The 21,904-nt window shown below is 75.5% G+C and carries 22 protein-coding genes; 19 read left to right on the top strand and 3 right to left on the bottom strand.

Translation table 11 applies throughout. The annotated features are described in order from the left end of the window. Window positions 1-60: 60 nt before the first annotated feature. The 3 genes from ACIQVD_RS24690 to ACIQVD_RS24680 form a co-directional block, all read right to left on the bottom strand. Window positions 61-642 (bottom strand): GNAT family N-acetyltransferase, encoded by a 582-nt coding sequence (locus ACIQVD_RS24690; RefSeq protein ID WP_402291717.1) that lies wholly within the window; start codon window positions 640-642, stop codon window positions 61-63. Window positions 643-749: 107 nt separating this feature from the next. Next, entirely contained in the window at window positions 750-1,892 is a 1,143-nt protein-coding gene (locus ACIQVD_RS24685; protein ID WP_402291716.1) for a class I SAM-dependent methyltransferase, read from the bottom strand. 196 nt (window positions 1,893-2,088) lie between these two features. Then, on the bottom strand, window positions 2,089-2,754 hold the full coding sequence (locus ACIQVD_RS24680; protein ID WP_400684073.1) for a histidine phosphatase family protein: 666 nt from the start codon (window positions 2,752-2,754) through the stop codon (window positions 2,089-2,091). A 361-nt stretch (window positions 2,755-3,115) separates the two neighbouring features. Here ACIQVD_RS24680 and ACIQVD_RS24675 point away from each other — a divergent pair, with 361 nt between their 5' ends. From ACIQVD_RS24675 to pyrB, 19 genes are all read left to right on the top strand, one after another. Continuing rightward, window positions 3,116-3,283 carry a hypothetical protein gene (locus ACIQVD_RS24675; RefSeq protein ID WP_402291715.1) on the top strand — a complete coding sequence of 56 codons (168 nt, stop codon included), beginning with the start codon at window positions 3,116-3,118 and terminating at the stop codon, window positions 3,281-3,283. A gap of 52 nt (window positions 3,284-3,335) precedes the next feature. Next, entirely contained in the window at window positions 3,336-4,037 is a 702-nt protein-coding gene (ribA, locus tag ACIQVD_RS24670) for a GTP cyclohydrolase II (RefSeq protein WP_402291714.1), read from the top strand. A gap of 42 nt (window positions 4,038-4,079) precedes the next feature. Beyond that, entirely contained in the window at window positions 4,080-4,598 is a 519-nt protein-coding gene (locus ACIQVD_RS24665; protein ID WP_400684078.1) for an NADPH-dependent FMN reductase, read from the top strand. Window positions 4,599-4,601: 3 nt separating this feature from the next. Further along, a complete protein-coding gene (ribD, locus tag ACIQVD_RS24660; protein WP_402291713.1) occupies window positions 4,602-5,711 on the top strand; it encodes a bifunctional diaminohydroxyphosphoribosylaminopyrimidine deaminase/5-amino-6-(5-phosphoribosylamino)uracil reductase RibD in 1,110 nt (369 codons plus the stop codon). Then, complete coding sequence (locus ACIQVD_RS24655; protein ID WP_400684084.1) at window positions 5,708-6,601, top strand: LLM class flavin-dependent oxidoreductase; 894 nt, start codon at window positions 5,708-5,710, stop codon at window positions 6,599-6,601. Before ribD ends, ACIQVD_RS24655 begins: the two co-directional genes overlap by 4 nt. After that, entirely contained in the window at window positions 6,598-7,767 is a 1,170-nt protein-coding gene (locus tag ACIQVD_RS24650; protein WP_402291712.1) for a hypothetical protein, read from the top strand. Before ACIQVD_RS24655 ends, ACIQVD_RS24650 begins: the two co-directional genes overlap by 4 nt. Window positions 7,768-7,784: 17 nt before the next feature. Continuing rightward, on the top strand, window positions 7,785-8,969 hold the full coding sequence (locus ACIQVD_RS24645; protein ID WP_402291711.1) for a glycosyltransferase family 2 protein: 1,185 nt from the start codon (window positions 7,785-7,787) through the stop codon (window positions 8,967-8,969). A 157-nt stretch (window positions 8,970-9,126) separates the two neighbouring features. After that, complete coding sequence (locus ACIQVD_RS24640) at window positions 9,127-10,110, top strand: helix-turn-helix transcriptional regulator (protein ID WP_402291710.1); 984 nt, start codon at window positions 9,127-9,129, stop codon at window positions 10,108-10,110. Window positions 10,111-10,194: 84 nt separating this feature from the next. Further along, a complete protein-coding gene (locus tag ACIQVD_RS24635; RefSeq protein WP_402291709.1) occupies window positions 10,195-10,995 on the top strand; it encodes an NUDIX domain-containing protein in 801 nt (266 codons plus the stop codon). Window positions 10,996-11,136: 141 nt separating this feature from the next. Further along, window positions 11,137-12,168 carry a LuxR C-terminal-related transcriptional regulator gene (locus tag ACIQVD_RS24630; RefSeq protein ID WP_400684097.1) on the top strand — a complete coding sequence of 344 codons (1,032 nt, stop codon included), beginning with the start codon at window positions 11,137-11,139 and terminating at the stop codon, window positions 12,166-12,168. Window positions 12,169-12,848: 680 nt separating this feature from the next. Continuing rightward, window positions 12,849-13,019, top strand: a complete 171-nt coding sequence (locus tag ACIQVD_RS24625) for a hypothetical protein (protein ID WP_400684100.1) — start codon at window positions 12,849-12,851, stop codon at window positions 13,017-13,019. 65 nt (window positions 13,020-13,084) lie between these two features. Continuing rightward, the gene (locus tag ACIQVD_RS24620; protein ID WP_402291708.1) at window positions 13,085-13,876 is read left to right on the top strand and encodes a hypothetical protein; all 792 of its coding nucleotides are present in this window, start codon (window positions 13,085-13,087) and stop codon (window positions 13,874-13,876) included. Between the two features lie 184 nt (window positions 13,877-14,060). Next, window positions 14,061-15,257 carry a hypothetical protein gene (locus ACIQVD_RS24615; protein WP_402291707.1) on the top strand — a complete coding sequence of 399 codons (1,197 nt, stop codon included), beginning with the start codon at window positions 14,061-14,063 and terminating at the stop codon, window positions 15,255-15,257. Between the two features lie 15 nt (window positions 15,258-15,272). Continuing rightward, window positions 15,273-16,283, top strand: coding sequence for a pyridoxal phosphate-dependent aminotransferase (locus tag ACIQVD_RS24610; RefSeq protein ID WP_402291706.1), 1,011 nt, complete (start codon window positions 15,273-15,275; stop codon window positions 16,281-16,283). Then, window positions 16,280-18,244, top strand: coding sequence for an alpha/beta hydrolase family protein (locus ACIQVD_RS24605; RefSeq protein WP_402291705.1), 1,965 nt, complete (start codon window positions 16,280-16,282; stop codon window positions 18,242-18,244). Before ACIQVD_RS24610 ends, ACIQVD_RS24605 begins: the two co-directional genes overlap by 4 nt. Then, entirely contained in the window at window positions 18,219-19,478 is a 1,260-nt protein-coding gene (locus ACIQVD_RS24600; RefSeq protein ID WP_400684114.1) for a hypothetical protein, read from the top strand. Before ACIQVD_RS24605 ends, ACIQVD_RS24600 begins: the two co-directional genes overlap by 26 nt. 74 nt (window positions 19,479-19,552) lie before the next feature. Then, window positions 19,553-20,425, top strand: a complete 873-nt coding sequence (locus tag ACIQVD_RS24595; protein ID WP_400684116.1) for a TauD/TfdA family dioxygenase — start codon at window positions 19,553-19,555, stop codon at window positions 20,423-20,425. A gap of 42 nt (window positions 20,426-20,467) precedes the next feature. Continuing rightward, window positions 20,468-20,677 (top strand): hypothetical protein, encoded by a 210-nt coding sequence (locus ACIQVD_RS24590; RefSeq protein WP_111553886.1) that lies wholly within the window; start codon window positions 20,468-20,470, stop codon window positions 20,675-20,677. 116 nt (window positions 20,678-20,793) lie between these two features. Then, on the top strand, window positions 20,794-21,840 hold the full coding sequence (gene pyrB / locus ACIQVD_RS24585) for an aspartate carbamoyltransferase (protein ID WP_400684119.1): 1,047 nt from the start codon (window positions 20,794-20,796) through the stop codon (window positions 21,838-21,840). Window positions 21,841-21,904: the final 64 nt, after the last annotated feature.

The raw sequence follows: 21,904 nt of genomic DNA, 5'->3' as shown, positions 1-21,904 counted from the left end.
CCGGCCGCCCCGGTGGGGCGGCCGGGCGGTCGGTGGCGGTGCGTCATGGGGTTCCCCGCTTCAGAGTTCGATGCCGTCGCGTTCGATTCGGGTGCCCGTCGGCCAGGCGGTGAGGGCGGCGGTGACCGGGAGGACCATCGGCCGGGCGGTGGTGACCAGGGCGGTGAGTTCGTCGTCCGGCTCGTAGTGCCGGGTGTCGGTGCCGTCGAGTGCCGTCCAGCCCACCGAGAGGTAGTAACCGAGCACGCTGGTGTGGCAGTTGAGGTAGCCGAACGGAATCCGGAGGGCGGCCAGGGCGGCCTGGGTGCGGTCGGCCATCTCCCGGCCGACGCCGGTGCCCTGGAGTGCGGGGTGGACGGCCACCAGGCCGACCTCGCCGACCAGTTGGTCCGTTCCGCCGACGCGCAGGAAGCGGCGCAGCAGGCCGGTGTGGGCGACCGGGCGGCCGTCGATCCGGCCGATCAGCCGGCGCTCCGGCCGGGCACCCGCCCAACTGCGGCCGTCGCGGAACTGCTCGGTGGTGTACGGGAAGGACTCCCGCAGCAGGGCGTTCATCTGGTGGTGCAGCTCCGGGGGGACGTCGTTCTCGGGGGTCAGTTCCCAGGTGACGGTGCGGAGTCCGGCGGGTGCGGTGGTGGTCATGAGGGGCTCCGGAAGGCGGTGGGAGCGGGACGGGGCCGGTCGGGGACCGGGACGATCGACGGGCGGCGGACAGCAGCGGCGGACGGGAGGCAGGCGGCGGCCGCCGGTCAGCGGGCGGCCCGGGCGCGGCGGCGGCACACCAGGCCGACGCTGCCGCGCTTGCGCTGGTACATCAGGCCGTCGACCAGGAAGTCCAGACGGGCGCCGAGCAGTTCGTGCTCGGACTCGATCCGCCAGCAGGCAGCGCCGGGGCCCTCGAAGTAGGGGCGCAGTTTGGTTTCGAGGAGTTCGCGCGGTGCGGTGACCAGCAGCAGGTCGGTGGCCAGCGACTCGGTCACGGCGGGGTCGTCGAGGTAGTAGAGAACTTCGGCGAGCAGGTAGGCGTCGGCGGGTGTCCGGGTGGTCCGGGCGAGGTCCTCGACGGTGTCGGCGGTCACCGTGGCTCGTCCGGCGAGCCGGTGGGCGGCCCGTTCGCGGAAGTCGTCGGCGGGTTCGGTGGCGGTGACGTTCAGGCCGGCCTCGCAGAGCAGTTCGCTCAGCGCACCCTCGCACGCGCCGGCCTCCACCACGCTGGCCCCGGGGTGCGGCAGCGCGGCGCGCACCCAGTCGCGGGTGGCGGTCATCCGCTCCCGCTCGTAGGGGGAGCGGGCGAAGTCCCAGGGGTCGCGGGGCACCTCGACCAGCGGATCGGGGCTGTAGACGAGGTAGTAGAGGTGCTCGGCGCGCTCGCGGTCGAGATGCAGGAAGCTCTCGCAGGACGGCGCGGATTGGGTGAGGTGGTCGCGTCCGGCAGTGGCGGACGGCAGCGCTCCGGATTTGAGGTCCGCCAACAGGGCTAGTTTTGACCGCAGTTGGCGCTCGGTCAGCGGGTGCGCCTCGTCGATCAGGAACTGCGAGTGCCCGGCGTGGCCGAGGCTGTGGCGGACCGGTCCGGCAGCGGCAGCGGCCGCGGCCTGGGCGGCGGCGAGTCCCGAACGGGCCTGCTCCGCGCGCCAGTCGGCGGGGTTGTGGGCCCAGTGGGTGTCGTCGGACGAGACCTGTCCGGGCGACCAGGTCGCGGCCGGTCCGGGCCGGGTGCAGGCCCGGGCGAGGTGGCGGACGCGGGTGGCCGCGTCGGCGGCGGGCAGTTCGACGTACCGCCACCCGTCCCCGGTGAGGACGACCGCTGCCGGTTCGTCGGCCCGGTCCAGTACGGAGAGGAACTCCGCTGCCGCGTCGGGCACCTGGTGGGCGAAGACGATGTTGGCCATGGCTTCCTCTCCGTCGCTGGGGCGGTGGGCGGTGGGCGTGCGGGCCCGTCCGGGCGGCGGCGCGGACGGGCCGGTTCGCCGACCGCCTCACTCTCGCCGGTCCGTCCCCCGGGCCGCCACGGTCCGGGCTGGCCGGACCCGGCCGTGCCTGATCCGGCCAGCGGCCCGGGGTCGGTTCGACCGCGGACGGTTGCGATCACCGCAGGTGGGAGGTGTCGTTGTAGAGGTGCATGGCGGTGCGCGGACCGGTGTGCACCAGGGCGGAGAAGGACGCCGGGGACAGGTACATCGCGTGCACCGCCCCGGCGGGGGCGCCCAGCGCCCCCGCCATCAGGGTCTTGATCGGTGTGACGTGGCTGACCAGCAGCAGGCGGCGGCCCGGGTGGCGGGCCAGCAGGGCGTCGCGGGTCGCGGCGGTCCGCTCGGCGACCTGGGCGAGCGACTCGACGGCACCGGTGGGTGCCGCCCCCGACTCCTGCCAGGCCCGCAGGTCCGCGGGGTGGCGGGCCCGGACCTCGTCCAGGGTGAGGCCCTCCCAGTCCCCGAAGTCGGCCTCCCGCAGCCCGTCCTCGATCCGCACGCCCAGCCCGAGCCGTTCGGCCGCGGCCTGCGCGGTCTGCCGGCAGCGCCGCAGCGGGGAGCTGATCACGGCGTGCACGGGGGCCTCGGTGAGCAGGGCGGAGGCGCCCGCCCGCGCGGCCTGGTCGAGGCCGGCGGCGGAGAGCGCGGGGTCGGTACCGCCGCTGCCGGAGAACCTCCGGTCCGGGGTCAGTGCGGTCTCGCCGTGGCGCAGCAGGAGCAGGGTGGTCGGCGGGTCGGACAGGGCGGGAGCGGCTACTCGGCCGTTCGGTGCGCTGGTCATTTCCTCACCCTAGCCGGGCCCATTGAGCGCAATGCGCGGCCGGAAATTCCCGGCCGTCGGAAAATCGTGCGGAAACGGCGGACCGTGCGGCCTATCCGGCCATCCTGTCCGGTTCCGGCACGAGCTGCGCGGACCGCGACAACTCCGGCGGACCGGGTTTCCCGGGGCATGTCGACGCCCGCCCGGCCTGCTCCTGTCCGGATCAGGCATGGCAGGGTCCGGCCACCGGCTTCGGTGGCGGAAGCCTTTCCCTCCGAGGGACAGTTAGCCGTCGAGCGAATCCGGAACTTCCCCGGAGCGTGGAACCGCCGGAATTTCCGGACATCCTTTCCGAACGCTCAAGAATTCCTTGGAGAATTTCATGCCGAAGACCAGAACGCCCTCCTGGACCGCCGGGATTCTCGCCGCGGCCGCGGCCGCGGTCCTCTTCCTCGGCGGCCCCGTGCAGGCGGCCGACGACCTGCCGAACAGCGCGGCGGCCTGCCCGGCGAGCCTGATGTGGGACGCCGTCACCTCCACCTGCCGTTGACCGAAACCCTGCCGGAGCATCCGCCGCTGGCCGGCGGGAGAGAGGACGAGCGATGTCCGTAGTCGAGACGATGCCCGAAACCGGGACGGGAGCCGCGGCCGGGGCAGGCACCGGGACGGTGCCCGCGCGGATCCGGGCGACCGTGCCCGTGCCGATCCACCTGAACGGCGGCGACACGGTCGCCGCCCGGCTGCACACCTTCCACGGCCTGAGCGACCCCGGTGAGCACCTCGCGATCACCCTCGGCGAGGACCGCCCCGACCCGGATCCCGTGCCGCTGGTGCGGCTGCACTCCGAGTGCCTGACCGGCGACGTGCTGGGCTCGGCGCGCTGCGACTGCGGCCCGCAGTTGCACGAGGCGGTGCGCCGGATCGGCGCGGTCGGCGGCTGCGTGCTGTATCTGCGGCAGGAGGGCCGCGGCATCGGCCTGTACAACAAGCTGGACGCCTACCTGCTGCAGGACGCCGGGTTCGACACCTACGCGGCCAACGAGGAACTGCAGCTCGCCCCGGACTCCCGGGACTACCGGGCCGCCGCCGAGATGCTCCGGCTGCTCGGCCTGACGCGGGTGCGGCTGCTGACCAACAACCCGGAGAAGGCCGCCCAACTCGCCCGCTACGGGATCGAGGTGGCCGCGGTGGTGCCGACCGGGGTGTTCGTCACCGAGGACAACCGCTCCTACCTGGAGACCAAGGTCAGGGTGACCCGCCACACGCTGGCGCTCGGCGGCCCGACAGGCCGGTCCGCGAGCTGACCCGCACCCGAGCAGGACGACCAGGACGACCAGGAGGACGGCATGGGAACACTGATACTGATGGGCAGCGAGCGTGTGGACTCCTACACGGCGGCGCTCTCCCGGGCGATCGCCGACGCGCTGGAGTCGGCCGGGGCGGACACCGAGACGGTGCCCGCCGGGGACCCCGCAGCGGCCGACCAGGCGGGGCTGCGCGAGCGCATCGCCCGGGCGGAGGCGGTGGTGCTGGTCTCTCCGGTCTACCACGGCGGCTACTCGGCACTGCTCAAGGCGGTGCTGGACCGGCTGCCGGGCGACGCGTTCGCCGACAAGCCGGTCGCAGTCGCCGCGCACGGCAGCGGGCCGCGCACCGGCAACGTGGTGTGCGACCAACTGCGCACGGTGGCACGGGCGATGGGCGCCTGGGTGGTGCCCACCCAGGTCGCCGGCTGTCCCGACGACTTCCACTCGGTCGGCGGTGCGCCGACCGGACCGGATGCCGAACTGGCCGACCGGTGCATCCTGGTCGCAGGTGAACTGCTGCGGCTGGGCGCGGCGTTCCGCGCCCCGGCGGGGGTGTAGGCCGTGCGCGAGCGGGCCGAGCAGAGCGCCATGCGGCGGGCCGTGGAGCTCGCCGCCGAGCGGCTGGGACGGACCGGCACCAATCCCACGGTGGGCTGCGTCGTCCTGGACGAGCGGCTGAGGGTGGCCGGCGAGGGGTCGCACCTGCGCGACGGCGAGCCCCACGCCGAGGTGGTGGCCCTGGCCGCGGCCGGTCCCCGGGCCCGCGGCGGCACCGCCGTGGTGACCCTCGAACCGTGCGCCCACACCGGCCGCACGGGCCCGTGCGCCGAGGCGCTGCGGGCTGCCGGGGTGGCCCGGGTGGTGTATGCGGTGGCCGACCCGACGCCGTCGGCCGCGGGCGGAGCGGCGGCGCTGGCCGCCGCCGGGGTCGCCGTCGAGGGCGGGCTGCTGGCCGCCGAGGCGGCGTGGGCGAACCGCTACTGGCTGACCGGCGCCACCCGGCTCCGGCCCTGGGTGACCTGGAAGTTCGGGGCGACCCTGGACGGCCGGATCGCCGCCGCGGACGGCAGCTCGCGCTGGATCACCTCCGGGGCGGCTCGCTCCGAGGCCCACCTGCTGCGGGCCCGGCACGACGCGGTGCTGGTCGGGGCGGGCACGGTCCGCGCCGATGACCCGCACCTGGGGGTGCGGCACGGGGTGGCCGGCCCCGCCCCGGTGCGGGTGGTGGTGGCCTCCGACCCGGCCCGGCTGCCCGCGACGGCGCGGGTGTTCGACGGGTCGGCGCGGACCGTGCTGGCCGTGCCGGAGCGGTTCGCGACCGCCGCCGCACCGCCCGGTGCGGACCTGCTGCCCGTCGGGTCCTCCGCCGGGCAGGTCGACCCGCGGGCGCTGCTGTCCGCCCTGCTCGGCCTGGGCGTCCGCTCGGTACTGGTCGAGGGCGGTCCGCGCACCGCGGCCCGGCTCCTGGCCGCCGGGTGCGTGGACGAGGCGGTGGGCCACTTGGCGCCCGCGCTGCTCGGCGCCGGGCCCGCTCCGCTCGGCGACCTCGGCATCGGGAGCATCGCCGGGGCGCTGCGCTGGGAGTTCCGGTCCGCCGAGCGGGTCGGACCCGACCTGCGGGTGTCCGCGGTACCCACCGGGTCGGTCGGGTCGGGCGGGTGGTCGCGGTGAGGACCGGCATCCTGCTCCCGCTGTACGACGACCCCTGGCAGCACGGTCGGCGCCACCTGTACGAGGCGGCGGAGCTCGGCTTCACCGGGGTGTGGACCCGCGACGTCACGCTGACCGAGAACGACGGCGCGGACCGCGCGGTGGCCGGCGACCCGGTCGCCGACCTGGCCCACGCGATGGGCACCGGACTGCCCTTCGAGGAGTTCGGCACCGCGATCCTGTGCGCCGGCTACCGGCACCCGCTGAGCATGGCCCGCTCGGTGGTGATGCTCCAGCAGCTTTCCGGCAACCGGCTGGTCCTGGGGATCGGTGCGGGCTCCCGGGCCAACGTCAACGCGCTGTACGGACTGGACCCGCAGACCCGGCGGCAGAACCTGCTGGAGACCGTGCGTACCCTGGACGACGTGCTGCGCCGGGACGGCCGCGGCCTGCCCGACACTGTGCGGTTCGAGAAGCCCCCCGGCTTCCAGGCCCCGCCGCTGCTGCTGGCCAGCGGCGACCCGGGCGTGCTGTCCGCGCTCGGGCCTTACCTGGACGGCCTGATGGTGCCCGGCCTGGCGCCGGAGCGGCTGTCCGACGCGGGCGGCCCGCCCTCCGCCGGGGCCGCCGCACTGCCCCGCACCATGCAGCTCAGCCTCGCGGTCAGCACCGCGGACCGGGACCGGCCGGTCGGGGTGCGCGACCTGGGCCGGATCACGGTGGTCGAGGTCGGCGCCCGGCTGCTCGGCCCGCTGCTGGAGCGGTACGTCCGGGACGGTCTCGAACGGCTGGTCCTCCACCTGCCGTTCGACGACCTGAGCGGGCGGCAGTTGGCCGTGCTGGCCGAACGGACCCGGGAACTGGCCGACCCCGTCCCGGTCGGTGCGACCCCGGCCCGCACCGCGCCGTGACGCCCGTCGTCAGCGTGGCGGTGGCGGGCGGGACGGCCCGCCCGGAGGCGGTGGCAGCGCTGACCGCCCGGCTGCGCGGACTCGGTCCGGTCCGGGTGGTCCGCGGCGACCCGGCGAGCGTCCCCGTCCGGGCCTGGCGGGCCGCGGCCACGACCGGTTCGACGCACCACCTGGTGGTCCGGGACACCGCCGAGCTGGCACCCGCGTTCACCGCCGAACTCGCCCGGGCGGTGGCCGGACACCCGCGCTCCGCCCTCGCGCTGCACGTGGAGCCCGACTCGTGGAACGCGGGTGCGGCCCGGCTGGCGGCGCTGCGCGGCTGCGGCTGGGCCGCCGCAGTGCCGCAGGACTGCCTGCCGCCGACCGCCGTCCTGCTGCCGTCCGACCTGGCGCTCGCGTTCTCCGGCTTCGCGGACGCGGCGCTGGCCGCGGGCGGCTCCCCCGACGGCCTGCTGTCGGAGTTCGCCCGGCGGCACCGGCTGGACACGCTGGTCCACGCCGGCGGCCTGGCCACCCTCCGGGCCGCGCCCGGCGCTCCGCCCCGGCCCTCGGCCGAGGTGTGCGCCGGGCCGTCCGAGCGGCCGTTCGGCGGCCCGCTCGCCGACCGGGTCAGCCCGCTGCCCGAGGTGCTGCCGCGCCTGCACGCCGGACGGGCCCGGATCTCGCTGTGGGACCCTGCCGCCGGCACCTGGCGGCGGGCGTCCTGGAGCCGGTACATGGCCCGGTCCGGCCGGAACTGGCCGGGTGCGGCCCCGGCCGCGGCGTTCGTGGCGATCACCGACCGGCCGCCGCCCGCCGAGCGCGAGCGGGTCCTGCCGCTCACCGAGGTGGTCCGCTACGGGCTGGCGCTGGGCACCGTCCTGGGCCGCGCGCCCGCCGAGACCTCGGCGCTGGAGCTGCGCCCCTGCCTGTGCGGTGCCGTCCTGGACGCGGCCGGCCCGGTGCCGGCCCGGGACTGGCCGGACGCCTGGACCGACGAGCTCACCGACGTGCTCTGGCGGGCGGTCGGCGTCGGGGCCCGGCTGCGCGCACACCACGGGGTGGAGCGCTGGCCGCCCGAGGAACTGCGCGACCTGCCCGCGGAGGAGCCGCCGTGCGGCGGACCGGGGACCGCCGGGCCGTCCCACCGGGGCGGCCGGCCCGTACCACCGACCCATTGCCCGTGAGAAATTCGGAGACCACCATGTCCTGGCTTCGCGCCACCGACCCGCCGGTCGCGGCACGCCTCGTCGCGGACGCGCTGGTGATCCATGCGGACCCGCACGCGCGGGCCGCCAACCCGTACCACTGGTACCGCACGCAACCGCTGACCGAGGAACTGGCCCGGCTCGCGGGTGACGAGGACGCCGCGCCGTTCGCCCCGGCCGCCCGGCGGCTGCTGGCCGAACCGGAGCGGCCCGAGCACCACCGCGCCCTGGTGGCCGCGCTGGTCCCGATGATCGAGAAGTTCCCCGAGCGGATGCGGCCGCTGACCGAGTTGGCCTGGCGGACGGCGCAGCGCGGCCGGATCGGCCACCACCTGGGCGCGGCCGTCGGCCCGGACCTCCGGCCCGCCCCGGCCGACCGGCCCGGCACCGGGGCTGCGGCCCGGACCACCGCCCCGGGCCGGGCCGCGCAGGTGGTGGTGCCGTTCCGGGACCGCGGCGCGGACGGGCACCGGCTGCGCAACCTGCTGGCCTGCCTGGCCGCGCTGCGCGACCAGGACCCGGTGCCGGGCGGGTACACGGTGACGGTGGTCGAGGCGGACGAGGTGCCGCGCCGCCGGGCGGAGATCGAGGGGGCGGCCGACGAGTACCTGTTCGCGCCGCACCCCGGCGCCTTCAACAAGGCCTGGGTGGTGAACGCCGGCGTGGCCAACTCCGTGGTGGAGGCCGAGACCGTCTGCGTCTTCGACGCCGACCTGCTGCCCGACCGCGGCTTCGTCGCCCGGAGCCTGGAGCGGTTCCGCGCCCCGGGCACGGGCGCCTTCCTGCCGTACCGCGACATGCTGTACCTGGACGAGGAGTCCAGCCGGCGGGCGGTGCACGCCCGGGGCCCGGGCGGGGCGCCGGCGCTCGATCCGGCCGGGCTGCGCGGGTTCTGGATGCGCCGACCGGTGGGCGGCTGCGTGTGGCTGACCCGGGAGGTGTTCGACCGGATCGGCGGGATGGACGAGCGGTACGAGAGCTGGGGCGGCGAGGACGTGGACCTGGTGCTGCGGCTGCAGGCGGCGACCGCGCTGTACAGCTACGACGATTTCATGGTGCACCTGCACCATCCGGTCAAGGCGCTCCAACCGGACGAAGCCCGGCGGAACGACGAAATCCCCTACATGACCTGGAAACCGGTGAATCCGATCGGCCGGCTGGACCGCTATCTCGCGGGCTGAGCAATCCGCTGGGAACTTCGGCGAAAACCTTTGACACCACGCGCACCAGTGGTCTAGACCTACACCGCAAGCGATCATGTTGGTCGGAAGGTGGGGGATACCGTGCGCATGATGAACGGCTTCGATCGAATACGTCGCACACCGGACGCGTCCTGACATGCAGGCCGAGCTGAAGTCGTTCGGCCTGAGTGAGGCGGCGAGCCGGGTCTACCAGGCGCTGCTGCGCAACCCCGAGGCACCTGCGGCCGACCTCTCCGCCGAACTCGACCTGTCCGGGGGCGAGGTCCGCTCCGCCTATCAGGAGCTCACCCGGCTCTCGCTGCTCCGCTCCTCCTGGGACGACCCGCTCACCATGCGCCCGGTGATCCCGGAACTCGGCCTCAAGGCCCTGCTCGCCCACCGGGAGGCGGAACTCCTCGCCCACCGGCAGGAGGTGGAACGGGCCCAGGCCGCCTTCGAGGTGATCCGTGCCGAGTCGGCCTCCGGCCGGCGCTTCACCCAGACCGAGGACCTGGTCGGCGTGGACGCCATCCGCGACCGGCTGGCCGAACTCGGCGCGCGCACCCGCTCCCAGGTGCTGGCGTTCATCCCCGGCGGCGGGCAGAGCGAGTCCGCCCGCCGGTCCAGCCGCCCGCTCGACGAGGAACTGCTGCTGCGCGGCGTCGAACTGCGCACCATCTTCCTGGACTCGGTGCGCAACCACCAGCCCACCACCGACTACGCCCGCTGGCTGGGCGAGCGGGGCGGCCAGGTGCGGACCGTGCCCTCGCTGCCGATGCGGATGATCGTCGTGGACCGCGAGGCCGCCATCGTCCCGCTCGATCCCGAGCGCAGCGACACCGCGACCGTGCTGTACGGCAAGGGCGCGATCGCCGCCATGTGCGCCCTGTTCGACCTGGTCTGGTCGGGCGCCACCCCGCTCGGCGACACCAGGAGCCGGGACCGGAACGGCCTGTCGGGCCAGCACTACGCCCTGCTGCGGATCCTCCACCAGGGCGACACCGACGTGGTCGCGGCCCGCAAGCTCGGCATCTCCGAACGCACCGTCAGGCGGCTGATCTCCGAGGTGATGGACCTCCTGGAGGCCCGCAGCCGGTTCCAGGCCGGTGCCCGCGCCGCCGAACTCTCCTGGCTGCACTGACCGCGCCGAACCGTGCCGACCGCGTGCCGACCGCGCGGCGGGCTCGTCGGGGGAGCGCCCCCGGGCACCCGTTACCCTCCCCGCATGCAGCTGTCACGGATCGTGGTACCGGCCCGCAACCCCCGCGAACTGGCCGGGTTCTGGGCCGACCTGCTCGGCGGGGCGGTGGTCGAGGAGGAGGCGGGGCGGGTGCGGGTCGTGCTGCCGGGGGCGCCGGGGCTGCCGGGGCTGTGCTTCCGGCCGGTCGGGCCGGGCGGGGGCGGCGGCCGGGTCCGGCTCGACCTGGTGGTGCCGGACGTCGCGGTGCTGCGGGTGCGGGCGGTGGACGGCGCGGGTGGGCCGCGGGTGTCCGTGACCGATCCCGAGGGCAACGAGCTGTGCTTCCACCTGGAGGAGCCGAGCCGGGTCGAGCTGCCCGCGGCGGTCGCCAAGGTCCGGGTGGTGTTCACCGACGCGGACGGCCGGGTGCTGCTGGTGCGGCTGAGGTCCGCGGCGGGCGGCCCGCACTGGGGGCTGCCCGGCGGCACCGTGGAGGCGGGCGCGGAGACGCCCCGGGCGGCGGCCGTCCGGGAGGTGGCGGAGGAGCTCGGCCTGGACCGCGCCCCGGGCCGGCTGCTGGCCGTGGACTGGGTGCACCGCCCCGGCGACCGGCCCCGGGCGGTGCAGGTCTTCGACGGCGGCCCGCTGACGGAGCCCGAGCTGGCCCGGATCCGGCTCGACCCGGGGGAGTTGGCCGAGTGGCGGCTGTGCGGGGCCGACGAGGCGGCGGCGCTGCTGCCGCCCGCCGGGTGGGGGCAGCTGTCCCGCGCGCTCGCCGCGCGGGCCCCGGGACGGCCGCCGGCCGAGCTGGTGGACGGTGCCCCGGCCGCGGGAGAGGGCCTCTGACCTGGTGTTGTCCGGCTCTCCGGACACCCTCCCCTGGTGTGGACATGCCCCCCGCCGACTACCATCGCTGCGGGCGGCGGACGCGGGGAGATCCCTCGACATGCGGCGGCCCGCGACGTGTACGTGGAGAGGGTGCGAGAGATGCGTGCATTGGGCGACGGCAGGGGAGAACCCGGAGCGGAGCAGGGGCGGCTCTCCACCCTGCTGGGGCTGAACGACCGCCTGCTGGAGGTCTACCGCACGGTGGTCGCCCGCCCCGGCTGGGGGGTCCCCGAGATCGCCCACCAGCTCACGATGGCCGAGACCGAGGTGCGCACCTGCCTGGACGGCCTGGCCGAACTCTCCATGCTGTACGCGCCGGAGGACTCCGCCGGCCCCGTCGCGCTCAACCCCGAGATCGGGCTGGCCGCGCTGCTGAACCGGCGCGAGAGCGAGATCCGGGCCCAGCAGGCCCAGCTCGCCGACGCCCGCAGCGAGGCCGCCGAGCTGGCCGCCGTCTACTCGGCCCACTGGGGCCAGCGCGGCAACCTCAGCCTGGAGCGGCTGGACGAGGTGGCCTCGGTCCGGGCCCGGCTGGCCGAACTGGCCGGGCAGGCGCGGCAGGAGCTGATGTCCTTCATGCCGGGCGGCGCGCAGAGCCGGGAGGCGCTGGACGCCAGCCGCCCGCTGGACGAGCGGACCCTGGCCGCCGGTGTCCGGATCCGCACCCTCTACCTGGACAGCGTCCGCAACGACCGGGCCACCACCGAGTACGCCCACTGGCTGGCCGGCCTCGGCGGCGAGATCCGCACCATCCCGTCGCTGCCGATCCGGATGCTGATCGTGGACCGGGAGACGGCGCTGCTCCCGGCCGACCCGAAGAACACCAAGGTCGGCGCCGTCATGGTGCGCGCGCCCGGGGTGCTGGCCGCGCTGGTGCACCTCTTCGAGGTGTCCTGGCAGCAGGGCCAGCCGCTGGAGGGGGTGCGGCCCGGCAAGCAGGACGGGCCGACGGCGCAGGAGCTGGAGCTGCTGCGGCTGCTGGAGGCGGGCAGCACCGACCAGGTGGCGGCCCGTCAGCTCGGCGTCTCGCTGCGCACGGTGCGGCGGATGATGGCGGACCTCACCGGCCGGCTCGGCGCCCGCAGCCGCTTCGAGGCCGGGGTGCTGGCGGGCCGGGCCGGCTGGATCTGACCGGCCGGTGGCCGTGTGCTGCCATGGCAGTTAGCGGCCTTTCGCGGGTCCGTTTCCCGGGCGGCGCCGTGCCACCATGGACAGCCGTGTATGCGATACATATCCGGTTCGGCGTTCCGAGCCCCGATGCCGGTCCGGACCGCGTTCCGGACTCCGTTCCGGGCCGCGGAGCCGACCGCGCGGTCGGCCCCGCAGTCGGAGCCGCGGCCGATCCCGTCGCGGGTTCCTGGGACATCAATGACGTCGCGCGGGAAATGTCCGCCCACCCCTCGGACTGTCTCGTGCAACATGTCTACGCGCCTAGAACGAGTGGTTCCGGACATTTGGGAGTCATCTACCTCACCGGGCCGAGCGCGCGCATAGCGGGCGAGCGGGTTCTCGCGGTGGTCCGGCAGCTGCTCCGGGGCGGTGCCGTACGTTCCGATTTGGTCGTTTCCGGCGGTATGGGACTTGCCGGTCTGTGCGACGGAACGGTGCGCCTGGCGCGGTGAATGGCACCTTGTTGCCTGGGCAGCATGAGGCCACCGGGCAGACCTGGAGCGACGCCCGGAAGATGTGTCACCTTTGATTCGTGGCGGTCAGGTGAATTCTTGGAATCAGGGGGCGGCGGGAATGCCGCAATTCTCCTCCGGGAAGGCCGGTCCCCAGTGAATTCGACGTCCCCGCGAAAAGGATCCCCCATGTCTGTGCGCTTCCTGACCTCGCTCGTCCTCGCCGCGGCGGCCGCCGCCGTGCTGGGGGTCGCGACGGCGGAGCTCCCGACCGCCGCCGGGACCGGGACGGCCGCCGCCGAGGCCGCGGCGCCCGCCGGGACGGCGACGGTCGCCGCCGGCAGCTGGGGCTGGGACTGACCGGACCGGACGCCCGCCGCCCCACCGCCGGCCCGCCACCGGGCCCCGCGCCCAGAGGAGCACCCATGAACCGAGCCGTGGACGACACCCCGGCGGGCGGCGGCACCAGCCCGTCGCCCCGGCTCCGCGACCGGATCGCGGCGGCCCTGGTGGAGCTGGAGCGGCTGCACCGCGAACTGGAGTCGCTGCGCCAGCCGGCCGCGATGCCGCTGCGCGAACGGGTCAGCGGTGGTCGCCGGGGCGGCGGCCCGGGCTTCGACGAGGAGGCCAGCGCCGCCCGCACCGGCATCACCGGGACGCTGGCCTGCTGGGCCGGGGCGGTCGCCGACCGGCTGCCCGCCGCCCCGGCGCCCGCCCGGGAGGCCGGCCCGCTGGCCGCGTTCCTGCTGCGCCACCTCGACGCGCTGCTCGCCCTGCCGGCCGCCGACGAGGCCGCCGACGAGTTCGGCGCGGCCGCGGCGGCGGCGCGCGGGGTGCTGCGCCGGCGCGGCGCGGACGCGGTCCTGCTGGGCCGCTGTCCGCGGCCCGGCTGCGGGAGCCCGGTGGAGGCGTCGACGGCCGGGCCCCGGCCCGGCGGCGCGGTCCGCTGCGCGGCCGGGCACGACTGGCAGGTCGGCGAGTGGCTGGCCCTGCGCCGCACCCTGACCGCCCCCGGCGCCCACGGCGGCCCCGGCGGCCCCGGCGCCCCGGCCGCGGCCCGCCCGCGCACCCTGCCGACCCGGCTGGCGGCCCAGGCCGCCGGGGTCTCCGAGGCGACCGTCCGCAAATGGGCCAGCCGCGGAAAGCTGACCCGCTACGGCGACTTCTCGCGGGCCGAGTACGACGTCGACGAGCTGGCGGCGCTGGCCGCCCGCTGAGGACCGATAAAAAATTCCATACCGGAAGGGCCTTGGCGAGCACACCTCCGGTGCTCTCCGGGGCCATTTCGGCGTTCCCCGGGAATGCTTTTCCGATGGTTGACACCGCGAGATGCAAAGTGTCACACTCCTGCCGACGGAAGAAGTGTCTGAATTTCCGGACGAAGCAGGTTTCATGGCAAGCGTGCATTCCGAATTCCTCGCGTACGCCCGCCGGCGCGTCCCCTTCTACCGAGAACTCGGCGCGGACGCCGACTTCCCCCTGGTGGGCCGGGCCGAGCACCAGGCGGAGGGCGGGCGGTTCCGCCCGGAGGGGGCCGGCGAACCGGAGCACCGGATATCCTCCAGCGGCACCACCGGGCAGCCGCTGGAAGTGGCCCTGGACGAATCCGCCTGGTACGCGGTGAACCACCGCTTCTTCGCCCAGATCCGGGAAATCGCCGGACTGCCCGGGGAGCTCTTCTCGCGCGGCGCGCCCGCGGTCCTGTTCGTCAGCAACAAACCCGGACGGCCCACTTTCGTCCGCCCGCTCCCGGCCCTGAACGACGGGCTCTACCTGCGCCTGCAACTGCCCGACGCGGGGGCGTCCGTCCCGGCCGTCCTGGCCCGGTTCCCGGCCCCGGTCCTGTACGGCAAGCCGACCTACCTGCTGGACCTGCGCACCGAACTGCTCCGGCAGGGCATGGCGCGGGCGCCCTGGCGGCCCCGGCTGCTGCTGACCAGCGGGGAGCCGCTGCACCCCGACGACCGGGCCCGGCTCACCGGCTACTTCGGCGCGCCCCTGGTGGACGCGCTGGCCTCCACCGAGGGCGGCCTGATCGCCGCCACCGCGCCCAACGAGCGGGTCTACCGGGTGCTGGGCGAGAACGTCCGGCTGGAGGTCCTCGACGCGGCGGGCCGGCTCGCGCCCTCCGGGGCCGGCGAGCTGGTGCTCACCAACCTGGTCAACCGCAGCACCGTCTTCGTCCGCTACCGCACCGGCGACTTCGCCGAACTGGAGACCGCCGCCGACGGCACGCAGCGCCTGCTGCGGCTGCGCGGCCGGGAGCCGGGGACGGTGCCCTTCCGCACCGGCGAGCTGACCGCCGACGAGGTGACCCGCGCGGTCGGCTCCGTCCCCGGGCTGGCCGACTTCCGCTTCGAACTCGGCGGCGGGCGGCGGACGCTGCTGCGCTGGACCGCCGAGCCGACCGGGCCCGCCGGGGCGGGGGAGCCCGCCGACCCGGCGGCGGTGGCCGGCCTGCTGCGCGAGGCGCTGGCCCGCCTGCTGCCCGGCGAGGACCCCGAGCTGGAGCAGTGCGAGCGGATCACCCCGCCGGGCGGGAAGAAGCGCCGCTTCCAGCTCCGGCCCGAACCGACCGGCGCCACCCAACACACCTAGGCGGGGAACCCCCTGATGACCCTGAACCTGACCTGGACCGGCAACCAGTTCCTCGACCCGCGGGAGCAGTCCGAGCTGCTGCGGCTGGCCGCCGACCCGATCGACCTCACCAACAAGGGCGACGTCTGGAGCGAGAACGTCGCCGCCGCCGTCGCCGCCCGGTTCAGCGTCCCCGCCCCGTTCGTCCGGGTCGGCGCCGGAGCCACCCAGCTCATCGACACGCTGCTGCGCAGCGCCTACCGCGGCCTGGTGGTCGACGTCACCCCGAACTTCCACCTCACCGCGACCGTCTCGCGCCAGCAGGGCTGGAACTACCGGGCGGTGCCGGTGCGCGAGCCCGCCGAGCTGCTGCCCGCCCTCGAACCGTTCCTGGACCGGCCCGAGGCGGTGATCGTGCTCTGCTCGCCGCGCAACCCGCTGGGCTACCAGTTCGACCCGGCGGACGTCCGGGCCCTGCTGGAGCGCGCCCGCGGCCTGGTGGTGCTGGACGAGGTCTACGCGGACTTCGCCCCCGCCACCGCGCTCGGCCTGGTGGCGGAGTTCCCCCACCTGGTGGTGGTGCGGACCTTCTCCAAGGCCTGGGGGATGGCCAACCTGCGGATCGGCTTCGCGGTCTCGCAGGGCTTCGCCCGCCCGGACTTCCCGTTCTGGCTGATGCCCAACAGCGTCTCCGGCGTCGCCCAGCAGACCGTGCTGCGGCTGCTGGCCGAGCCCGCGGCGGTGGAGGAGAGCGTCCGCCGGGCGCGGGCCGCCCGGGAGACCCTGGCGGCCGCGCTGGCCGCGGTCGAGGGCGTGCGGGTGTGGCCCTCGGACGCCAACTACGTCTGCCTGGAGACCCCCCGCGCCGAGTCGGTCGTCGCGGAGCTCAAGGCGGCGGGCTACCTCACCCGGCTGCTGCACGACCTCCAGGGCTACCCCGCCGACTGGCCGGCCGGGGTGCGGATCAGCGTGCCCCGGGAGACCGAGATCGCGGCGGTGGCGGCCTGCGTCGAGCGGGCCCACGCGGCGGCCCGGACCGCCCCGTGAGCGAGCCGGGCGGCGAGCTCAACGGCGTCCCCTCGATCAGCGCGGACGGCCGGTTCGCCGCCTGGCTGTCCAGCGGCAGCGCGGCGGTCCGGCTGGTGCTGCACGACCTGGCGCGGGGCCGGGAGGTGCACCGCGGCCGGGTCGGCGCGGCCCGCTGCCGGGCCTTCACCTGGACGCACCTGCCGGGCGTCGGCCTGGCCGAGGCCGAGGCGGACGCGGCTGGCGCCGAGAACTGGGCGCTGCACCTGGTCCGGGTCGAGTCCGGGCAGTGGCAGCGGCTGGGCGACGGCGCCGCCCGGATGCGGATCGCCGGGCTCTCCGAGCGGCACCCCGACCAGGTGGTGGTCGCGGTCGACGCCGCCGCGCCCGGCCACCGCGACTACCTGCGGATCTGCCTGCGCACCGGGGCGGGCACCCCGGTGCTGACCGGCTCCGCGCACGCCGCCGTCTACTTCGACCGGGAGCTGCGGCCCCGGCTCGCCGAGACCGTGCTCCCGGACGGCGCGCGCGAACTGCGCCACCTCGCCACCGGGGACGGCGGCCGGCCGGTCCCCGGGGCCCGCTACCTGCACGTGCCGCACGAGGACGCGCTGACCGCCCGGGTGCTCGGGTTCGCCGCCGACCCGGCCCGGCTGCACCTGGTGCTGCCGGACGGCCCGGACGGCGTCCGGCTGGCCGAACTCGACTGCCGCCCCGGCGCGCCCGCGGGCGCGCCGCGCACCCTGCACCGGGTCGCCGGCGGCGACTACGCCGGGGTGCTGACCGGCCCGGACGGCCTGCCGGAGCTGGTCCACGTCGAGCGCGAGCGGCTCGCCTGCGTCCCGTTGGACGGCCGGTGGGCGGACGCGGTGCAGCGGCTGCGGACCGCGCTGGGCACCGAGCCGGAGGTGCTGGAACGCCGCCCGGGCGCCTGGCTGGTCGCCTCGCACCGCCCGGAGCGGGACGTCCACTACCTGGTGCACGACCCGGACGGCGGCGGCACCCGGCCGCTGTGCGAGGCCCGGCCGGGGCGGGCGCCGCTGCCGGTGGAGTGCCGCCCGGTCGAGGTGCCGCTGCGCGACGGCCGGCGCGCCGTCGGCTACGTCACCCGCCCCACCGGGCCGCGCCCCCCGGACGGCCCGGGCCCGGCGGTGCTGCTGGTGCACGGCGGCCCGTGGCGGCGCAGCCGCTGGCGCTACACCGAGCGGCGGGCCTGGCTGGCCGCCCGCGGCTGCACCGTCATCGAGCCGAACTTCCGCGGCTCCACCGGCTTCGGCTCCGGCTGGATCGCCGCCGCCGACGGGCAGTGGGGCGCCGCGATGCAGGACGACCTGGAGGACACCCTGGACTGGGCGGTCGCCGAGGGGCTGGCCGACCCGGACCGGATCGCCCTGGTCGGCGGCAGCTACGGCGGCTACGCGGTGCTGCAACTGGCCGCCACCACCGACCGTCCGCTGCGCTGCGCGGTGGCCAGCTCGCCGCTGACCGACCTGGTGGGCTTCGTCGCCGAGCCGCCGGCCTTCTGGCGCAGCGCCGCCCCGATGCTGCGGCGCCGGATCGGCGACCCGTCCCGGCCGGAGCAGCGGGCCGCCCTGGCCGAGCGCTCGCCGGTGAACCGGGCCGCCGGGGTGCGCTGCCCGGTGCTGCTGGTGCACGGCGCCAACGACAGCCGGGTGCCGGCCGAGATGGCGACCCGGATGTTCATGGCACTGGCCCGGGCCGACCGGGACGCGACCCTGGCGCTCTTCCCCGACGAGGGCCACGAGGTGGTGACCGCCGCCAACCGGGCCGCCCTGGACGGGCTGACCGCCGGGTTCCTGGACCGCTGGCTGCGGCCCGCCCCCGCCCCCGGCGCCCCGGAGCCGGGCCCGGCCCCGGGCAGCACGGTGAAGTTGTTCGACTCCCCCCGGGCCGCGCGCCGGAAGGCGGCCGACCCGCAGAACGAGGAAGCAGACCATGGCCATTCACCTCCTCGGCAGTAACGCGCTGTTGCTGCTGACGCCCAAGACGGGCAGCACCTGGATCCGCCGCAAGATCCGGGAACTCGGCCTCGCCTTCGAGGACGTCGGCGACCCGGGCATGCGCGAGCACGACCTGCTGGCCGACTTCGACCGCTCCGCGTACTCCTTCGTCGGCGCCTTCGTGCGCGACCCGCTGGAGTGGTACCGCTCCTACTGGTCCTACCGGATGGAGAAGGGCTGGCGCCCGCAGTACCCGCTGGACGAGCACTGCGAGAGCGACGACTTCGAGACCTTCGTGCGCCGCGCGGTGACCACCCTGCCGGGCGCCCTGGGCAACATCTACGCCTCCTACGTGGGCGAGCCGGGCGCCGAGGTCGACTTCGTCGGCCGGCAGGAGAACCTCCAGGAGGACTTCGCCCGCTTCCTCGACCTGGCCGGCGAGCGCTTCGACCGCTCGGTGCTGGCGGGCGGCAGCCGGATCAACGCGACGACGATCCGCCCCGACTACCCGGAGGAGCTCAAGGAGCTGATCACCCTCTCCGAGTGGGAGACCATGCGCCGCTTCGGCTACCTCGCCGACCGGCCGGACCCGATCGGGCTGGCCGAGGCGCAGCGGCGCTACCCGCAGGAGGCCAACGACCTGCGGCTGCTGGCGCTGTGGACCGAGAAGATCCACTGGGCGCCGGACGACAAGAAGCGCGAGGCCGGCCGGCCCGTCCCCGCCGACACCCGGTACGCCCGGGTGAACAGCAACTTCGCGCTGTTCGCCGAGCACAAGAAGCAGGACCCCGACTACGCGGGCGAACGCTACCGGGCCGCCCTGCGGCTGGACCCGGACCACCCCCGCACGCTGTGCAACTACGCCCTGCACCTGGTCCAGCACCGGGACGACGTCGCCGAGGGCCGCCGGCTGATGCTGCGGGCGCTCGCCCTGCGCCCCCACCACCCGCACACCCTGGGCAAGCTGGCCCGGCTGACCGCCGACCGGCTCGGCGACCCGGAGCTGGCCGAGGTGCTCTACCGGCAGAGCCTGGCGGCCAACGCCGCGCAGGCCGAGCTCCGGGCCGAGTTCGCCGGCTTCCTGGCCGGCCGGGGCCGCACCGGGGAGGCGCTGGCCCTGCTGGCCCCGGCGGCCGACCGCCCGGAGGCCGACCGGCTGACCCTGCTCACCCACGCCACCCTGCTGGCCCGCTCCGGCCGGCTCGCCGAGGCCCGGGACTTCCAGCGCCGCGCCGCGGTCGCCACCGCCGCCTAGGAGCCGTCCGGCCGTCCCGCCGCGGGCCCCGGGCCCGCGCGACCCCACCACCCACGTCAAGGAAGGCAAGGACGATGCACCCGCAGAGCCCGCTGGCCCGGCAGATCCAGGACGAGCGCGTCGAGGGCGCCGGGAAGTCCGTCGAGCAGGTCGCGGCCGAGGCCCGCGAGACGATGGAGAAGAACCGGATCTGCCTGGTCCGCGGCTTCCCGCTGGACCCGGACCGCTACCTGGACTTCCTCGGCCGCTTCGGCGAGCCGCTGATGAACTACTCGTCGCTGAGCGCGCTGGAGAAGACCGACCCGCACCCGCAGATCAACCGGGTCAAGTACAAGAAGAAGGTCACCGGCGCCCAGTCGGTGCACTACGTGGCGGGCGGCCTGCGGCCGCACTCGGCCCGGTCCTGGCGCTCGCCGCGGCCCTCGCACTTCGCGATGCTGATGGTCGAGCCGGGCTGGCGGGAGGCCCCGGCGGGGGAGCGCGGCGAGTCCGTGGTGCTGTGCTGGAACGAGCTGTTCACCCGGCTCGCCGAACGGGACGGCGAGGTCTTCGAGCGGCACTTCGCCCGGCTCTCGGGCACCCCGCTCACCTTCGAGGCGAACAACGTCCGCGAGGAGCTCAGCGACCTGCCGCTGCTCTACCCGCTGCCGGACGCCCGCGGCCCGTACGACGTGGGCGTGCGGCTCAAGCAGGACCTGCTCGCCAAGGTCGAGGCGACGGGCGGGCGGATCCCGGAGTTCGAGGAGTACCGCGAGTCGCTGGCGTACCTGATGGAGGCGAGCGCGGACGAGGCGTTCTTCGCCTGCTTCCCGCTGGAGCGCGGTGACCTGCTGCTGCTCGACAACCACCGCTTCGCGCACGGCCGGCTCCGGATCGTCGGCGAGTACGAGGCCGACGGCGAGGTCCGGTCGAACAACCGCGAGCTGTGGAGCGTCACCGTTCACTGAGGTCTCCGCCCGGAGCCCTCCCGTCCCGAAGGAAGCGAGCACATGAGCAATCCCGACGACACCCCCCGCACCGAGGAGCAGGCCGACCTGGACGCGGTCTGCGCCGAGCTCCAGGGCGAGCTGGACGCGCTGATGGGCGGGGCCGGCACCGACGCGGCGGCCCGGTCGCTGGACACCGCGGTGGCCTCGCTCAAGGAGGTCGAGCAGCGCAACGTCTCGTCCGTCCAGCTGGTCGCCCTGCACGCGGGCTGACCGCGCCCGGACGACCGCCCGCGCCGCCCGGCGCCCGGGCGGTCGTCCGGTGTCCGGACACCGCCGGCCCTACACTGTCGGCGCAGCAGATCACCACCAGGAAGTCGGTTTCCGTCATGTCTCTCATCGGCAGGCACGTCCTCTCCAGCGACCTCTTCGACCGGGACGAACTGGAGCGCCTCTTCGCCCTGGCGGACCTGCTGGCCCCGGTGGCCCGGGGCCGCCAGGTGGTGCGGGTGCTGGAGGGCGCGGTGATGGCGAGCCTGTTCTTCGAGGCCAGCACCCGGACCAGGCTCAGCTGCGAGTCCGCGTTCTCCCGGCTGGGCGGCTCGGTGATCTCCAGCACCGGCGCGGAGATCATGTCGATCTCCAAGGGCGAGTCGCTGGCCGACACCAGCCGGGTGGTCAGCGGCTACAGCGACCTGATCGTGATGCGCCACCCCGAGGAGAGCGCCGTCCACGAGTTCGCGGCGGCCACCAACGTCCCGGTGGTCAACGGCGGCAACGGGGCGGGCGAGCACCCGACCCAGGCCCTGCTGGACATGTACACCCTGCACCGGGAGTTCTCCCGCACCGGCCGCTCCATGGACGGCCGCCGGATCGCCCTGGTCGGCGACCTGCGGCACGGCCGCACGGTGCACTCGCTGATCAAGCTGGTCTCGCTGTACCGGGACCTGACCATCGTCTGCGTGGCCCCCGGCCCGCTCGGCATGCCCGCCGAACTGCTGGAGCTCGCCGAGGGCCGCGGCCACCGGATCGAGCTGAGCGACCGCCCGGAGAGCGGCCTCAAGGACGCCGACCTGGTCTACGCCACCCGCCTGCAGACCGAGCGCTTCGCCGACCAGCCGCTGCCGTACAGCGACGAGTTCCGGATCGACAGGGCGCTGGTCGCCCGGGCCTGCCGGGAGGACGCGGTGATCATGCACCCGCTGCCCCGGGACAGCCGCCCCGGCTCCAACGACCTGGCCACCGACCTGAACCGGGACCACCGGCTGGCGATCTTCCGGCAGACCGACGCGGGCATCCCGATGCGGATGGCGCTGTTCGCCTCCGTCCTGGGCGTCGCCGACCAGGTGCCCGGCGCGCTCCGCCCGGCGACCTGGTTCCAGCCCGAGTACACCGGGCCGGACGACGCCCCGTTCTACCGGAACCCCGCCTCCTGACGGCCCGGTAGCCGCGACAACAGCACACGCAAGCCCTCCTGGAACGCCGGGGCGGGCCGGTCAC

Source organism: Kitasatospora sp. NPDC090308 (genome assembly GCF_044769485.1).
Taxonomy (GTDB): domain Bacteria; phylum Actinomycetota; class Actinomycetes; order Streptomycetales; family Streptomycetaceae; genus Kitasatospora; species Kitasatospora fiedleri.
Note: the sequence above shows the minus strand (reverse complement) of the source record. Positions and strands in the feature narration are given on the sequence as shown.

Bases quoted from the DNA above. Each gene is read 5' to 3' on its own strand.
- ACIQVD_RS24685 (WP_402291716.1), bottom strand. From the start codon at position 1,892: ATGGCCAACATCGTCTTCGCCCACCAGGTGCCCGACGCGGCAGCGGAG.
- ACIQVD_RS24620 (WP_402291708.1), top strand. From the start codon at position 13,085: ATGAACCGAGCCGTGGACGACACCCCGGCGGGCGGCGGCACCAGCCCG.
- ACIQVD_RS24625 (WP_400684100.1), top strand. From the start codon at position 12,849: ATGTCTGTGCGCTTCCTGACCTCGCTCGTCCTCGCCGCGGCGGCCGCC.
- ACIQVD_RS24610 (WP_402291706.1), top strand. From the start codon at position 15,273: ATGACCCTGAACCTGACCTGGACCGGCAACCAGTTCCTCGACCCGCGG.
- ACIQVD_RS24680 (WP_400684073.1), bottom strand. From the start codon at position 2,754: ATGACCAGCGCACCGAACGGCCGAGTAGCCGCTCCCGCCCTGTCCGAC.
- ACIQVD_RS24630 (WP_400684097.1), top strand. From the start codon at position 11,137: ATGCGTGCATTGGGCGACGGCAGGGGAGAACCCGGAGCGGAGCAGGGG.
- ACIQVD_RS24665 (WP_400684078.1), top strand. From the start codon at position 4,080: ATGGGAACACTGATACTGATGGGCAGCGAGCGTGTGGACTCCTACACG.
- ACIQVD_RS24595 (WP_400684116.1), top strand. From the start codon at position 19,553: ATGCACCCGCAGAGCCCGCTGGCCCGGCAGATCCAGGACGAGCGCGTC.
- ACIQVD_RS24675 (WP_402291715.1), top strand. From the start codon at position 3,116: ATGCCGAAGACCAGAACGCCCTCCTGGACCGCCGGGATTCTCGCCGCG.
- ACIQVD_RS24640 (WP_402291710.1), top strand. From the start codon at position 9,127: ATGCAGGCCGAGCTGAAGTCGTTCGGCCTGAGTGAGGCGGCGAGCCGG.
- ACIQVD_RS24690 (WP_402291717.1), bottom strand. From the start codon at position 642: ATGACCACCACCGCACCCGCCGGACTCCGCACCGTCACCTGGGAACTG.
- ACIQVD_RS24600 (WP_400684114.1), top strand. From the start codon at position 18,219: ATGGCCATTCACCTCCTCGGCAGTAACGCGCTGTTGCTGCTGACGCCC.
- ACIQVD_RS24590 (WP_111553886.1), top strand. From the start codon at position 20,468: ATGAGCAATCCCGACGACACCCCCCGCACCGAGGAGCAGGCCGACCTG.
- ACIQVD_RS24645 (WP_402291711.1), top strand. From the start codon at position 7,785: ATGTCCTGGCTTCGCGCCACCGACCCGCCGGTCGCGGCACGCCTCGTC.
- ACIQVD_RS24635 (WP_402291709.1), top strand. From the start codon at position 10,195: ATGCAGCTGTCACGGATCGTGGTACCGGCCCGCAACCCCCGCGAACTG.
- ribA (WP_402291714.1), top strand. From the start codon at position 3,336: ATGTCCGTAGTCGAGACGATGCCCGAAACCGGGACGGGAGCCGCGGCC.
- pyrB (WP_400684119.1), top strand. From the start codon at position 20,794: ATGTCTCTCATCGGCAGGCACGTCCTCTCCAGCGACCTCTTCGACCGG.